We start from the raw sequence: 14,846 nt of genomic DNA, 5'->3' as shown, positions 1-14,846 counted from the left end.
CCAGTCATCACATGGCGTTTCTTAAAGCTTACACTTTAGCGCTAACCGCGCACAGAAATCACATACTCTCGCGCAATACTAAATTTTAAACGTATGCACTACCCGACTCAGTTTAACCGCCATTTCATTTAACTGCTCCGCTGTTTCAGAATTACTCTTAACACTTTCCGCGTTATCAATCGCTAGGTCATTTATCGTTACAATATTTTGATTAATATCGCCTGACACTTGTGATTGCTCTTCAGCTGCCGTTGCAATTTGCGTATTCATATCTTCAATCGAGCTTATCTCTTGTTCAATTTGCACTAGTGATGCGCGTGCTTCATCCGACTTTTCTAACGTCAAATCTGCGCTTAATGCATTTTCCTTCATTAAAATCACAGAGCGATTTGCTTGCGATTGTAACGCTTCGATCATCGATTGAATTTCATTTGTGCTTTCTTGCGTTTTCAATGCCAATGTCCTTACTTCATCTGCAACTACCGCAAAGCCTCTACCATTTTCACCCGCTCTTGCCGCTTCAATCGCTGCATTCAACGCTAATAAGTTAGTTTGATCAGCAATGCCTCTAATAACATCTAAAATACCACCAACATTTTCTGCTTCGTTTGAAACACCAGTAATTACCTGTTGAACTTGGTTAATGTTTTCAACAAGATTAGTAATATTATCATTCATCTGGGCTACTACATCTAAGCCACTTTGAGAGCTTTTAGTTGCGCCATTCGATGAAATTGACGCTTCAACTGCATGCCTTGCCACTTCAGAAACAGTTGTTGTCATTTCATTCATTGCTGTTGCAACTTGCTCTAGCTGAACAGTTTGCTCATTCGAAGAACGTGCAACCTGCTCTGACGCGCAGCCTAGTTTCTTAGATACATTTAGCAACTCATTAGATGAATGATTTATTTCAGTAATTACATCTCTAAGCTTATGCGCCATTTGCATTATCGAACGGTAGATCCCAGTGCTGGTATTATCTAGTTTGGGTATTTGGGTCAGATTCCCGTTAGCAATTGTATTAACTAACGCTTCTATTTTTTTAGGCTCACCACCAATCGGGAAATACATAAGTTTGGTAATTAGGTAATACGTAATAACAATGCCCACAATTATAAATATTAGTCCTACAACTAAGTTAGTTTTAACTGCTGCATTAGAAATTTTGTGAATATTATCCAGGCTTGTCCAAGCCCACACAGACCAGTTCAATCCCTCAATTTTATTCGACACTACAAAGAATTCTTTACCAAGTTCCGATGTGAACGTGTGTTCACTTTTAATACTGCGTGCATAAGGTTGATAACTCGGGTACAAAGAAAATACATTCTCCCCCACCAAATCATCGGAGCTTGCCGCCATTAAAAAACCATCTTGACGGGAAACATACACATTATCTTTGTTTGTCAGCGCTTTAACATAGTCGCTAATATCACTCACTTTTAGGCTCATAGATAGCACACCTACGACGCTGCTTTGATGTCGTATAGGAATCGCCAACACCATACTTAAGTCACCTGTTGTTGCCATAAAGGGAGTCGTTACAATACGATTTTGTCCCGACATTCCCTTAACAAACCATTCTCGATTACTTTGCTTAGCATTGAAATTAGGTATTTTCCCAACGTTTTGCGTATCAAATGTTGAGCCATCAGGAAGGCCGACAAACACATTTAGGCTCTTCATTTTGTCTTGTAAATCAGCCAAATGAGCATACGTTTTTGCATCAAGTAAAATTTGATTTTTATCGATGTTTAAAATCAATGAAGTTCCTTCTAGCGCGGTAAAGTATCGCTCAACTTTCTCTTCCAATGCTTTTGACACGAGGAAGGTTTGATTTGACATACGATTTCGATAATCAGAGGTGGAATAAGTATTAAGCTGGTTGTAACCAAAAATGGAAATTAAAAATACGATTGATGAGATCAAAATGCCAATTAACACTAGCAATTTATTTCTAGCACTCATAAAACCTTCTTGTATTTGAAAAAGTAAATTCCGTTTTAAATACTGATTAATAAAACAGAGGAGAAAAGCACCAAACCTTAAATAAAAACAATTTTAATAAACTCAATAAAATTCGATGCTCGCGGTTTAAAACGGTTTGGAAGATATCAAATAAGAACGTTCCAATCCATTTTAAATCAGATGGTTAGACCTCTTTTGATGGGTTGAGTTTGTATTTATTGTTTTAAATCAAGGAATGCAATTATTTCTTATAAGTGAATATTGTATCTGTAAGAGTGAACAAGTAAGTTAGTACTTTAAAGTCTAAAAATCATAAATATGCTTAAAAGCAAGAAATAAGAAATAAGAAATAAGAAATAAGAAATAAGAAATAAAGTTTGTGTTAAAAAACAAACTAATACATACGTTTTATTGGCTTAAATGTAACTTTTAACAGACTAGGACTTGATGCACTTATTCACTAACAGTACTCAACATTATTACTTAATAACGCTTATCGAAGTAATTAAAAACGAATGCAAATAAAGACACAGATTCAGTATCATTGATTGTAATCTCAGGTAATGCCTGCAATTCATCTGCAAAACTCTCAACATTCATCCCTAAATAACGCCAAAAATCACCGCGATTGACCAAACATCACAAAGCAAAAGAATCCTCTCCTCAATTGCCTATTATTTAACTCAAGCAACACACTTTACTCAAACTTATACCAATTCTGTTAAGTATGTGATCAGGGATAGCGCTGGATAAATGAAATGGTAACAAGGCGGAATTTTTCTTATGTAGTTGTTCTACATTGATAAATTCTAACGCAGTTAGCATGATATTTAGTCCGCTAGGATGATCAGCTACTTAAGTGAATTGGTATTAACTAGGAAATTGAACAATGAATACATCAAACGCAATCGAGATTTTAATGGCAGCTGGTTTAACAACATTTGTAGTAGCTGGTCTTGTAACAGCAGGCATGACAACCGCAATTATGGCAGGTGCAGCAATTGGCGGCACATACATGTTAACTAAATAACTTTAAAACTACTCGGAGATAAAAAATGAACAACGTATTTGATATTGTAATGACAGCAGCTTTAACCGCGTTTGTGGTAGTTGGTTTAGTAACCGCAGGTATGACAGCGGCGATTGTAACGGGTGTTGCTGTGGGTGGTAGTTACTTATTATTTAAGTAATTTAATCTAAGCCATAATAATTAAAGGATATTTGCCTATGACAAAAACCCAAATAATGTTCTATACCTTCAAAAAGCAAACAAAATAGCCTTTCTATACAATTACATAGAAAGGCTATTTTGTTTGCTTTTTCCGAACGTAAAAGCGCAAGCTGATAAGTGAAACCATGTGAGATGATTCACTGAGCAATTGTTTTATCATTGTTAATTTAAATACACGGATGCGATTTGGTAAGGTGTCACGTTAACTAAACTGCGGACGGCCTGTTTTTAACCATAAGAGTTGTCTCTCTTCCATAAAGCAAAACTTAACCTTCATTCGCTTTAAAACCCGATACAAAAAGTTGAAAAAGCAGCATATGCTAGGTTACAAAACACACAAAATCGTGTACAAAATATTGATGATTTTTAGAACGTGTTGATCTTTACACTCAAATAAATACTAAAACACCTAACACTACATTTTTAATTTAAATAGGGAATGTAACTATGAGCGATAAAACAGAAGAAAACAAAAAGTCGACCTTAGTAAAAGCTACGTTAATAGGCTTTTTTGTCGGTGTGGGGTTTATGCTAACAGCCGTGTTTGTAAACTTTGCAATGCGTTAATAAACAAAAAACATAAAAGCGGTCTAACGCCACATAAAAATAACATATCACTGGCACTCGCAACCTCCGTGGCTGGCGAGCATGCTTGAATGAACCTAAAACTAACTACGTTTAGCGCAATTATAAAACGCAACAAGGTGCTTTAGAGCACCTTTTTATTGTGACTTGCCTTTTGAAAAAGTATCGCAACATAGCAACTCTCCTTCAATTCAAAATCATTCATCACTTAATAAAACCAAATATCACCGCGATTGACCAAACATCACAAAGCAAAAGAATCCTCTCCTCAATTGCCTATTATTTAACTCAAGCAACACGCTTTACTCAAACTTAAAGGAAATTGAACAATGAATACATCAAACGCAATCGAGATTTTAATGGCAGCTGGTTTAACAACATTTGTAGTAGCTGGTCTTGTAACAGCAGGCATGACAACCGCAATTATGGCAGGTGCAGCAATTGGCGGCACATACATGTTAACTAAATAACTTTAAAACTACTCGGAGATAAAAAAATGAACAACGTATTTGATATTGTAATGACAGCAGCTTTAACCGCGTTTGTGGTAGTTGGTTTAGTAACCGCAGGTATGACAGCGGCGATTGTAACGGGTGTTGCTGTAGGTGGAAGCTACTTGTTATTTAAATAAAATAAAGTGAAACCAAAATTTAAGGAAACATGCCTATGGTAAAAACAAAAAAGTTAATTTATATCTTCAAAAAACAATTAAAATAGCCTTTCTATTCAATTAAATAGAAAGGCTTTTTTATTTGGCGAAATGCTAGCTTGCTAAATCAAAGCGATCGGCATTCATTACCTTATTCCATGCCGTTACAAAGTCATCTACAAACTTCTGACCATTATCATCTTGTGCATACACTTCTGCATACGCACGCAAAATTGAGTTTGAGCCAAACACTAAATCAACGCGCGTAGCTTGCCAAGCATCTTCTTTAGTCGCTCTATCACGCAGTACGTATTGATTATCGCCTGTTGGCTGCCACTCATAACGCATGTCTGTTAGATTGACAAAAAAGTCGGTAGTAAGTTGTCCAACGCGATCGGTGAACACACCGGCTTGAGAATCACCATAATTACAGCCTAATACCCGTAAACCGCCCACCAATACCGTCATTTCTGGTGCTGTTAATCCGAGTAGTTGAGCACGTTCAAGTAATAACTCTTCTGGGCTTGCTGCAAATTTTTGCTGCTGCCAATTTCTAAAACCGTCATGTACAGGCTCTAAATAAGCAAACGAATCTACTTCGGTCATCTCTTGAGATGCATCACCACGGCCTTTGTTAAAGGTTAGACTTGCTGTAAAGCCGGCTGCACTTGCCGCCTGTTCAATTGCAACATTACCCGCAAGTACAATCACATCAGCAACACTCACATTATGTTCATCTGATATTGCTTGATACACGCTTAGCACCTTAGCAAGTTTTTCAGGCTCGTTGCCTTGCCAATTATTTGCTGGTGCCAAGCGAATATGTGCACCATTTGCACCACCCCGCTTATCAGAATGACGGAAAGTGCGCGCACTATCCCACGCCGTTGTTGCCATTTCAGCAATAGATAAACCGCTGGCTTTAATTGCCGTTTTTACCGCTTGTTCATCATAAGCCGTATTGCCAGCTGGAATTGGATCTTGCCATGTTAAATCTTCTTTTGGCACATCAGGGCCGATATAACAAGCTTTTGGCCCCATATCACGGTGTGTTAATTTAAACCATGCACGTGCAAACACCTCAGAAAAATAAGCTGGGTCGTTATAAAATCGCTCTGAAATTTTGCGATATTCTGGGTCAACCTTCATCGCCATATCAGCATCGGTCATAATGGGATTATTGCGTTTGCCGTTGCCATCAACCGCGAGCGGCTTATCCTCTTCTTTAATCGCGACAGGTTCCCATTGCCATGCGCCTGCTGGGCTCTTTTTAAGCTCCCACTCATGGTTGAGTAGTAATTCGAAATAGCCGTTATCCCACTGAGTAGGATTAGTTGTCCATGCACCTTCAAGGCCACTGGTTATTGCATCTGCACCTAAGCCATTACCTTCTTGATGATTCCAACCAAGGCCTTGTTCATTAATATCAGCAGCTTCTGGTTCAGGGCCAAGTTTCGCGGCATCGCCATTACCATGACATTTACCTACGGTATGACCACCTGCGGTAAGCGCCACAGTTTCTTCATCATTCATTGCCATACGGGCGAAGGTTTCACGTACATCGTGGGCTGTTTTTTGTGGATCTGGCTTACCATCAACCCCTTCAGGGTTAACATAAATTAAGCCCATCATTACTGCGGCTAATGGGTTTTCTAAGTCGCGCTCACCTGAATAACGACTGTTGTCATTTTCTGATGGAGCAAGCCATTCTTTCTCAGCGCCCCAGTAGGTATCTTTTTCTGGGTGCCAAATATCTTCGCGGCCAAACGCAAAGCCATAGGTTTTAAGTCCCATCGACTCATATGCAATGGTTCCAGCATACGCAATTAAATCTGCCCAGCTTAACTTATTACCGTACTTTTTCTTAATAGGCCAAAGTAAACGGCGCGCTTTGTCTAGGTTGGTATTATCTGGCCATGAATTAAGCGGTGAAAAACGCAAATTACCAGTACCCGCACCACCGCGACCATCGGCAACGCGATAACTTCCCGCAGCATGCCATGTCATACGGATCATTAAACCGCCATAGTGGCCCCAATCAGCAGGCCACCAATCTTGGCTGTCAGTCATAAGTGCGGTTAAATCGGCTTTCAGTGCAGCAAAATCAAGCTGCTTTAATTGTTCGCGGTAATCATAGTCGCTACCGAGTGGGTTAGTTTTTGAATCATGTTGATGCAAAATATCGAGATTGAGGGTATTAGGCCACCAATCTGTGTTCGATTTTCCAGTTTGCGTAATACTTCCTGATGTAAATGGGCATTTACTTGATGACATCGCGCATCTCCTTTGTTTGTCTGACGGGTTCATTGAGACGACATTTTTTATTAAAACGACTAACGAGCAGCGTTTTTTTCACGCTTAAAAGAAACTGTGTGCCAATTGCCTATATGAAAAAGTGCTAGGCAAGAATGCAGGGGAAGCATTCTTAATTGAGATAACCGAACCACTCATACCTCAATTAAACGCATCAAAATGACTTTATTTCGCTCGTTAAAATCAGTTAACAATTCATGTCGGTGAACGTAAAAATATTTATACGCTCAATTAGTTATACAGGATCAAATGCTGTTTTGCAGTGCCAAGATCAAAAAAACATCAAAATTCATAATCTAGCAAATACTTAAATTACGGCCTTAACCCGCATAGCACTTGTCTTTTAATTCATTTTCAAAAAGCTGCTGTAGCAACACAATATCATTGGTTCTTACATAATTCGGCCGAACCACAAGCGCTATGGTGCGATGTGGGCCTGGCTCATTTAAATGTACCGCAGCAAGCTCACCTTCATTTTTAACGAGTTGATCAAGTGCCATCTGTGGTACTAAGGTTGTACCTAGTTTGCCGGCAACCATTTGAATTAATGTGTGTAAACTGGCTGAGTCTAATTGATTGTCATTGTTGGTATTTTCTAATTTACAAGCAGCAAGCGCATGCTCTTTTAAGCAGTGACCATCTTTAAGCAGCATTAATTTGTCGAGATCGAACTCATTGGTGGTAATTTCACGCAAATTTAGTGCACATTCGTCTTTGTGGCTCACCCAGTAAAAGTCTTCTTGCCAAAAATTAAACGCCATTAAACCATCAATATCGTATGGCAGGGCTAAAATTGCTGCGTCAAGCTCACCTTCTCGCAGTTTTTCAACCAATACATGTGATTGGTCTTCAACGATTTTCAGCTTAAAGTCGCTATATTCAGTGCGCACTTTCGGCAATACCTTTGGCAGTAAAAAAGGGCCAATTGTCGGTATTACACCAATTGTCATTGGGCTTGCTAGCGGCGCTTTATTGGACTTTGCCAGCAACGTCAGTTCGTCTACTTCAAGCTTAATGCGCTTGGCTTTTTCAAGAATTAGCTTGCCTTCGTCAGTAATAAACACATGTTTATTGTTACGCTCAAAAATAGCCACACCTAATTGTTTTTCTAGCTCATGTACCGCGGTACTAAGCGTTGATTGCGAAACATGGCAATTGTCTGCGGCCTTTTTAAAATGAAGCGTTTTTTCAACGGCTAAGGCGTAATGAAGCTGTTTTAGTGAAATCATTATAGTTCTTATAAATCGAATGTTTTTTTAATAATAATCAATTTATACGAAATGACCATATCACTCACTCAGTCGTTTCCTTCACTCACTACCAAATAAGAATAAAAGCAATTAAAAATCAAAAGTTTAAGCTATTATTCAAAAATACCGATGGTGATCATATGTTTTTTTGATTAGCGTTTTCATAGCCAATATGGCAGGAAAAATGTCTACATAACAACAATCTAAAAAAACGAATATCAACTTAGTTATTATCAAATTTAGTTATTTAAATTCCCTTCTATACTTAGCTGCGTTAATACACCCATAAATCATAAGGGGAATTCAAAAATGAAATCCGTTCAGATATTAAAATATACTTCTATTGCCGCTGTTGTAGCACTATCTTTAGGCGCAACATCTGCAATCGCTAAAGACACAATGAGTAAGCCAAAAGGCGCGATTGGCATGGGCAAAGTAATGCCTAACCAAGCGAAATCAAACCTATTTTGGTGGCCAAACCAACTCGATTTAACACCACTTCGCGATCACGATGTACGCTCAAACCCATTAGGTGAAGACTTTAATTATAAAAAAGCGTTTACACAGCTTGATATGGATGCGCTTAAAAAAGACATCGATTTTGTGCTTACTGACTCACAAGAATGGTGGCCTGCCGACTGGGGTAACTATGGCCCATTTTTTATTCGTATGACGTGGCATGCCGCAGGCACTTACCGCACGCTTGATGGCCGAGGTGGCGCGGGCGGTGGTCAACAACGCTTCAACCCATTAAACAGCTGGCCAGATAACGGTAACCTAGATAAAGCACGTCGCTTACTGTGGCCTGTTAAACAAAAATACGGTGAGCTTATCTCTTGGGGTGACTTAATTGTACTTGCGGGTAACGTAGCATTAGAAAACATGGGTTTCAAAACTTACGGTTTTGCAGCCGGTCGTGATGATGACTGGGAACCTGATATGGTTTATTGGGGTCCAGAAGTTGAAATGCTAGCTAGCGATCGTCGCGATAGCGATGGCAAATTAAAGCGCCCACTGGCTGCAGTTCATATGGGCTTAATTTACGTAAACCCTGAAGGCCCAGGTGGCGTACCCGATCCTCTTGGCTCAGCTAAAAATATTCGCGAATCATTTGCACGTATGGCAATGAACGATGAAGAAACACTTGCACTTATCGCAGGTGGCCACACCTTTGGTAAAATGCACGGCGCTCACAAAGCGAATAAGTGTTTAGAGAAAGAACCAGGTGCAGCGCCAATTGAGCAACAAGGTTTTGGCTGGAAAAACAAATGCGGTAAAGGCCATTCAGAAGACACAGTTACCAGTGGATTAGAAGGTGCGTGGACACAAGCGCCAACCAAATGGACATCACTATACCTATCAAACTTACTTAATTTTGAGTGGAAACAATCACGTAGCCCTGCTGGTGCGATTATTTGGGTACCTACCGATGAGTCGTTACATAAATCAGTTCCGGATGCGCACGTTAAGGGCAAGTACAATCCACCTGTGATGAATACGGCAGATTTGGCTTTAAAATTTGACCCAGAATATCGCAAAATTGCAGAGCGCTTCTTGGCAGATCCTGAAGAGTACCGCCTTGCATTTGCCAAAGCATGGTTTAAATTAACCCACCGCGATATGGGTCCACTTGATAATTACTTAGGTGACGAATATCCAAAACAAGCGCATATTTGGCAAGATCCTATCGACAAGCCAGATTACAAGCTAGTAAGTGATAAAGACGTTAAAAAGCTAAAAGCGCAAATTTTAGATTCAGGTCTTTCAGTATCTGAACTCGTCGCAACAGCATGGGCGTCAGCATCAAGCTACCGTGATTCTGATATGCGCGGCGGTGCAAACGGTGCACGTATCGCACTGGCGCCACAAAAAGATTGGCAAGTAAATAATCCAGCACAAACTGCGAAAGTTATTGCCAAACTGACTGAAATTAAAGATGAATTTAATGACCGTACTTTTGGTCGCAGCAAAATTTCACTTGCTGATATGATAGTACTCGGCGGCGCAGCTGCAGTTGAAAAAGCAGCTAAAAATGCTGGGGTTAAAGTAAGCGTACCATTTGTTGCGGGGCGTGGTGATGCGACCCAAGCACAAACAGATGTAAACTCATTTTCGCTACTAAAACCAAGTGCTGACGGTTTTAGAAACTACTATGAAAAAGGTTATTACAAATCACCAACCGACGCTTTGGTTGATAAAGCAGATCAACTCGCTCTAACGGTGCCTGAAATGACGGTGTTAATTGGCGGTATGCGCGTGTTAAATACCAATACAGATGGCTCAAGCAACGGTGTATTTACAGATAAGAAAGACACTTTAACCAATGACTTTTTTGTCAACTTGCTTGATATGTCTACTCAGTGGCAAAAAGCAGGCGATGTGTACCAAGGTAAAGACCGTAAAACTGGCGCTTTAAAATACACAGCAACACCGGTTGATTTAATCTTTGGTTCTTCATCTGAGTTACGTGCTGTTGCTGAAGTATATGCGTTTGATAATTCAAAAGAACGTTTTGTAAACGACTTTGTAAAAGCATGGACAAAAGTAATGCAACTTGACCGTTTTGATATTAAATAACGAGTGAAGCTACAATCAAACAAAGGCGCATTTAGCGCCTTTTTTCATGCTTAAAATACAGGATTCTGATAACAACACAGCCCCTATGGATTTTTAAATATAACGACTTAAAGATATTTTTTACCTTACTCAGCAAATTTAATAAATATGGCTAAACTCAAATGTAACGAGCTATAAAATTCTACTTACAATGAAACGGTTAGCACTAATATTTTCAATTTGCGTTTTCTTAGTTTCTTGCCACGAACAAAATACGCAAATACTGCGAATTGGCACCAATATTTGGTTAGGCTACGAGCCTTTTTACATCACACGTCATAAATACCCAGATCTAATGAAGCACATTAAACTCATTGAATACCGCAATGCGTCTCAAGTGCTTAATGGCATTATTAATAACTCGATAGACGTAGCGGCTGTTACGTTAGATGAAGCCGTTAAAATAAAAGCGCTCGGCTTTGATATTGAAGTGATTTGGATAGTCGATTATTCCAATGGCGCAGATACTTTGATTGCTAAACCAAGCATTACCAATGTAAATCAATTACGCGGTAAACGCATTGGTGCCGAAACATCCGCGTTGGGGTTGTATTTTCTATCTCGTTTTTTAGAGCTTAACAACTTAACAATTAATGATATCGACATTGTTAACTTAGAGGCTAATCGTCATGTGCAAGCCTATCAAAACAATGAAATTGATGCGGTTTTTACCTTTGAACCCAGCAGCAGTAAGTTACTCGAATTAGGCGCAAATAAATTATTTGATAGCAGCCAAATACCAGGCGAAATAGTTGATGTATTAGTATTAAACAAAAGTACGATATCTGAAGAAAAAAAGCGCTATTTAAACTCGTTTTTAACCTTAAACAACCGCACAGTGATGCATATCAGTAAAGATATCATGCCCTATATCAACTCCTTAAACCAACGACTTCATTTAAGTGAAACACAGCTCATTCAAGGTTATTCGGGCATTTCATTACTCTATGGGCAAGACGTCATTGATTGGTTGGAAGACAAAGACAAACATCAACAACTCATTAGTAGCTACAATTCAGTGTTGCTTACACAAGGAAAAATCGACAAGCCGTGTCATTGCCGCACATTAATCAATCCAGATTATGCTAAACAGGTGTTAAATGAGAATTAAACTCTGGTTATTTGCATTAATCGGCATTGCAGTTTCGATGCTAGTCGTTGGCATATTTTTTCTTACCGTTGTTGAGAAAGTGGCAATTAAGAACATAGTAGAACAAGAGCAAGCCTTACTAGAACATCAGGCTGAACTGATGGCATCAAACCTGAGTCATGGCGACATTGAACAAGTAAAAAACTGGGCTACATTAACCGCAGAGCTGCAAAATGTACGTTCGACTTATGTTGTCTCACACGACAAAGCGGTTATTGCATCAAATACGATTTCGCACGAAGGACAGCAATTGCTCGATATTGATAGCGCCACGTTTATTTTTCTAGGTAGCGATAAGCTGTATAAAATTGAGGATTATGTGTTGTACTTAGCTGCGCCAGTGCTTGAAAAAGGCACTAAAAACGCATCGCACTATTTAGTGTTAAAAAAATACATTTACCCTGAGCTGCATCATTTCGCCGTGCAGGTGCAATACACAACCTTAATCGCAACAATCATTTTTTTAGTTTTTTCAACCTCCTATTTTGTTGTGATGCGCAACGGCTACATTTTTAAACTTAAACAATTTTGCGCCGCAATTACGGGCTTTAACGATGGAAAAACCGCAATTCGAATTAGTGAAGATAAAGATATTTTTTATCGTTTAGCCTGCACACTCAATGACTCATTTGCACTAAATGAGCATTTAGGTGAAATGCTTGACGAAAAGGCTAATTTAGCAAATTTAGTAAGTGATCTTGCACCTGATGCGGTAATTGAAACCAACGAACAAGGTACTATCATAAAAGTTAATAATAGCTGTTTGTCTTTGTTTGGTTACAACACCAAAGAAGAGCTTATTGACCAAAATATCGCGATCTTTATTCCTCCTAAGTATCAAAAAATGCACCATGATTCATTTATGCAATCGCATAATTTAGAATCAGTACTCAAAACTATTCGCAATGTAGAAGCAATGCGACAAAACGGCACTGTATTTCCTGTAGAAATTACCATTTCGCGCTATCACACGTTAAAAAACAATCACTTTGTTGCATTTATTCGCGATAGAACCCAAGAGTTTGCCGATAAAGAAGCGATCGAACATCTTGCCTATTTTGACCAGCTTACTGAGCTTTACAATCGCAATGGCATAAAAGCACATCTAAAAAGTGCCTACTTTCCAATGCAAATTAGCGTAATTGAATTACTGTACCTTCGCGATATTAATGATATTCACGGACAGCATATTGGCGATTGCTATTTGCAAGCATTTACAAAAGCATTAAAAGAAATAGCGCTTGATAATATGCAACTTGCACGAATAGGCACATCTAAATTTCTCGTATGCCATCACGCCGGTGGCAAAGAAGAAATAAAGCAAATGCGTAGTTTAATTAATAAAGAACTAGTGATTCAAAATATGGTGCTAAAAGCCAAATTTAATCGCTGTATTAGTTCGCTAGATTGTGCCGACAGTTTTGATTCAATTGTCGAACAATCCGAGCTATCGCTGCGAGGCGCCAATGGTGAAGTAAACAAAGTAGTAAGAATCGACCCAGAATTCCATAAAAACGTAAAACGAGAAGCAACGTTAAAACGCGAGCTGATAAATGCGCTTGAAAACGACGGTTTATACTTTCAATATCAACCTAAATTTGACGCTAAGACCCTTAAAATAAAATCAGCGGAAGCCTTGATCCGATGGACACTCGACGGCAACTTTATTTCACCCGCCGAGTTTATTCCAATTGCCGAGAAAAAAGGGCTAATGCCATTAGTCGATAGATACGTTATTCACAGCGTGTGCAAACAGATCCGCAGCTGGATAAACCTTGGTAAACCCATAGTGCCCATTTCAATAAACTTATCGGCGCGCCATTTATTTGAGCAGACTACCATCGCTTACATTTTTCAAAAAGTGGGCGAATTTGATATTCCTCATAACTTTCTTGAGATAGAAGTTACTGAGTACGGGCTTATAAAAGACTACAAAAAAACAGCTATCAATATGATGCGATTAGAGCAAGCAGGCATAGAGGTGGCGATTGATGACTATGGTACAGGCAACGCCAACTTAGAAACCGTATTATCGCTGCCGATCAAACACCTTAAAATTGACCAAAGCTTTATTAAACTCGGTATGAAAACAGATAAAGGCAAAGTGGTACTCGAAAACATCTTCTCATTAGCCAAGTCGTTAAAAGTAAAAACCACCGCAGAAGGAGTAGAAAACCAAGAGCAACTGGACTACGTGAAAGAAGCACAATGCGATGATATTCAAGGTTTTTTACTTTCTAAACCATTGCCTCTCGAAGCGTTTGAAGCGTTAATCTGTGACAGTGAAAAAGCTAATACAACGATATTGCAAAGGTAATACCTAACCCTATTTCAAGCCAATACGTTTTTATAAGCCAAAAAAAAGCCCACAAAAGGTTGTGGGCAAATAGTGTACTTGTGTAAAACAACTACTTGGGAAAACTAACTTTGAACAAATTCTAAAAAACAATTCGTTGAAGTTGGGGCTAGTATGCCGATAGTAAACTTAACCTAAAATTAACGGCTCTCCGATCACTACACTTTTTGTAATAGTGCTATGTGCTTTACCTGCAGACTAAAATCACCCGCTTGTTTATTACTAATCATAAAACCAAGCGAGCGCACATCATCAAAACGAAATTGATAGTCCGACTCAAACTGCCTACCGCGAAACATTAAAACAAAGTCTTGTTCAGATAAATTAAAGGTATGCTCAATACCTGCCTCAGTTTTAAAGTGATAAACAAACGCAGGACCATCATAATACCCATCCACTCGCAAGCGCAGTTGGTATTGTTTGCCATCACCTACAACCTTAAAGCTGAGTAAATCTGTATTAGTATTTTCAAACGAAATAGGCGCTCGAAATGATGCAAAACCGCCATTGTTGGCAAGTGATACCTCACCCGTAAAGGTTAAGTTGTTATCACCAACAATAACTCGGCTATTTGAAACGCCTCCCATTACTGAGTCGTTTATCACCATCCATTCAAGTTGGTTAAGATTAATATTAGCGTGAGCGTTTGCTGCCATAACAAACAAACCAGTAACAAGAGACGATTTCATTAAACACCTAAGCTGTTTTAAGGGTAAATAGTAATACGC

Annotated in this window: 11 protein-coding genes; 7 read left to right on the top strand and 4 right to left on the bottom strand. The window is 39.0% G+C overall.

Annotated features, from left to right (window positions below; genetic code table 11):
- Window positions 1-78: 78 nt before the first annotated feature.
- Window positions 79-1,968: a methyl-accepting chemotaxis protein gene (locus tag AC2IOM_RS19840; RefSeq protein WP_486359903.1), complete on the bottom strand. Its 1,890-nt coding sequence runs from the start codon at window positions 1,966-1,968 to the stop codon at window positions 79-81.
- An 889-nt stretch (window positions 1,969-2,857) separates the two neighbouring features.
- Between AC2IOM_RS19840 and AC2IOM_RS19835 the strand changes: the two genes are divergently transcribed.
- The 4 genes from AC2IOM_RS19835 to AC2IOM_RS19820 all read left to right on the top strand — a co-directional run bounded on the left by AC2IOM_RS19835 (window position 2,858) and on the right by AC2IOM_RS19820 (window position 4,415).
- A complete protein-coding gene (locus AC2IOM_RS19835; RefSeq protein ID WP_157813533.1) occupies window positions 2,858-2,998 on the top strand; it encodes a hypothetical protein in 141 nt (46 codons plus the stop codon).
- Window positions 2,999-3,023: 25 nt separating this feature from the next.
- The gene (locus tag AC2IOM_RS19830) at window positions 3,024-3,158 is read left to right on the top strand and encodes a hypothetical protein (RefSeq protein ID WP_267884436.1); all 135 of its coding nucleotides are present in this window, start codon (window positions 3,024-3,026) and stop codon (window positions 3,156-3,158) included.
- A 955-nt stretch (window positions 3,159-4,113) separates the two neighbouring features.
- On the top strand, window positions 4,114-4,254 hold the full coding sequence (locus tag AC2IOM_RS19825; protein WP_157813533.1) for a hypothetical protein: 141 nt from the start codon (window positions 4,114-4,116) through the stop codon (window positions 4,252-4,254).
- A 26-nt stretch (window positions 4,255-4,280) separates the two neighbouring features.
- The gene (locus tag AC2IOM_RS19820) at window positions 4,281-4,415 is read left to right on the top strand and encodes a hypothetical protein (RefSeq protein ID WP_267884436.1); all 135 of its coding nucleotides are present in this window, start codon (window positions 4,281-4,283) and stop codon (window positions 4,413-4,415) included.
- Window positions 4,416-4,547: 132 nt separating this feature from the next.
- Here the strand turns inward: AC2IOM_RS19820 and katG (AC2IOM_RS19815) are convergent, their stop codons facing one another.
- Window positions 4,548-6,707: a catalase/peroxidase HPI gene (gene katG / locus AC2IOM_RS19815; protein ID WP_486359902.1), complete on the bottom strand. Its 2,160-nt coding sequence runs from the start codon at window positions 6,705-6,707 to the stop codon at window positions 4,548-4,550.
- 359 nt (window positions 6,708-7,066) lie between these two features.
- Complete coding sequence (locus AC2IOM_RS19810) at window positions 7,067-7,975, bottom strand: hydrogen peroxide-inducible genes activator (RefSeq protein ID WP_105172142.1); 909 nt, start codon at window positions 7,973-7,975, stop codon at window positions 7,067-7,069.
- Window positions 7,976-8,305: 330 nt separating this feature from the next.
- Here AC2IOM_RS19810 and katG (AC2IOM_RS19805) point away from each other — a divergent pair, with 330 nt between their 5' ends.
- From katG (AC2IOM_RS19805) to AC2IOM_RS19795, 3 genes are all read left to right on the top strand, one after another.
- The gene (gene katG, locus AC2IOM_RS19805; RefSeq protein ID WP_486359901.1) at window positions 8,306-10,573 is read left to right on the top strand and encodes a catalase/peroxidase HPI; all 2,268 of its coding nucleotides are present in this window, start codon (window positions 8,306-8,308) and stop codon (window positions 10,571-10,573) included.
- A 190-nt stretch (window positions 10,574-10,763) separates the two neighbouring features.
- Entirely contained in the window at window positions 10,764-11,723 is a 960-nt protein-coding gene (locus tag AC2IOM_RS19800; RefSeq protein WP_486359900.1) for an ABC transporter substrate-binding protein, read from the top strand.
- Window positions 11,713-14,079, top strand: coding sequence for an EAL domain-containing protein (locus AC2IOM_RS19795; RefSeq protein WP_486359899.1), 2,367 nt, complete (start codon window positions 11,713-11,715; stop codon window positions 14,077-14,079). Before AC2IOM_RS19800 ends, AC2IOM_RS19795 begins: the two co-directional genes overlap by 11 nt.
- A 197-nt stretch (window positions 14,080-14,276) precedes the next feature.
- On the opposite strand, the gene AC2IOM_RS19790 is transcribed toward AC2IOM_RS19795, so the two are convergent.
- Window positions 14,277-14,807, bottom strand: a complete 531-nt coding sequence (locus AC2IOM_RS19790; protein ID WP_486359898.1) for a CIA30 family protein — start codon at window positions 14,805-14,807, stop codon at window positions 14,277-14,279.
- Window positions 14,808-14,846: the final 39 nt, after the last annotated feature.

The sequence above is a fragment of the Pseudoalteromonas sp. NS-SX12 genome, assembly GCF_057367955.1.
Note: the sequence above shows the minus strand (reverse complement) of the source record. Positions and strands in the feature narration are given on the sequence as shown.

Bases quoted from the DNA above. Each gene is read 5' to 3' on its own strand.
- AC2IOM_RS19840 (WP_486359903.1), bottom strand. From the start codon at position 1,968: ATGAGTGCTAGAAATAAATTGCTAGTGTTAATTGGCATTTTGATCTCA.
- AC2IOM_RS19835 (WP_157813533.1), top strand. From the start codon at position 2,858: ATGAATACATCAAACGCAATCGAGATTTTAATGGCAGCTGGTTTAACA.
- AC2IOM_RS19830 (WP_267884436.1), top strand. From the start codon at position 3,024: ATGAACAACGTATTTGATATTGTAATGACAGCAGCTTTAACCGCGTTT.
- AC2IOM_RS19825 (WP_157813533.1), top strand. From the start codon at position 4,114: ATGAATACATCAAACGCAATCGAGATTTTAATGGCAGCTGGTTTAACA.
- AC2IOM_RS19820 (WP_267884436.1), top strand. From the start codon at position 4,281: ATGAACAACGTATTTGATATTGTAATGACAGCAGCTTTAACCGCGTTT.
- katG (WP_486359902.1), bottom strand. From the start codon at position 6,707: ATGTCATCAAGTAAATGCCCATTTACATCAGGAAGTATTACGCAAACT.
- AC2IOM_RS19810 (WP_105172142.1), bottom strand. From the start codon at position 7,975: ATGATTTCACTAAAACAGCTTCATTACGCCTTAGCCGTTGAAAAAACG.
- katG (WP_486359901.1), top strand. From the start codon at position 8,306: ATGAAATCCGTTCAGATATTAAAATATACTTCTATTGCCGCTGTTGTA.
- AC2IOM_RS19800 (WP_486359900.1), top strand. From the start codon at position 10,764: ATGAAACGGTTAGCACTAATATTTTCAATTTGCGTTTTCTTAGTTTCT.
- AC2IOM_RS19795 (WP_486359899.1), top strand. From the start codon at position 11,713: ATGAGAATTAAACTCTGGTTATTTGCATTAATCGGCATTGCAGTTTCG.
- AC2IOM_RS19790 (WP_486359898.1), bottom strand. From the start codon at position 14,807: ATGAAATCGTCTCTTGTTACTGGTTTGTTTGTTATGGCAGCAAACGCT.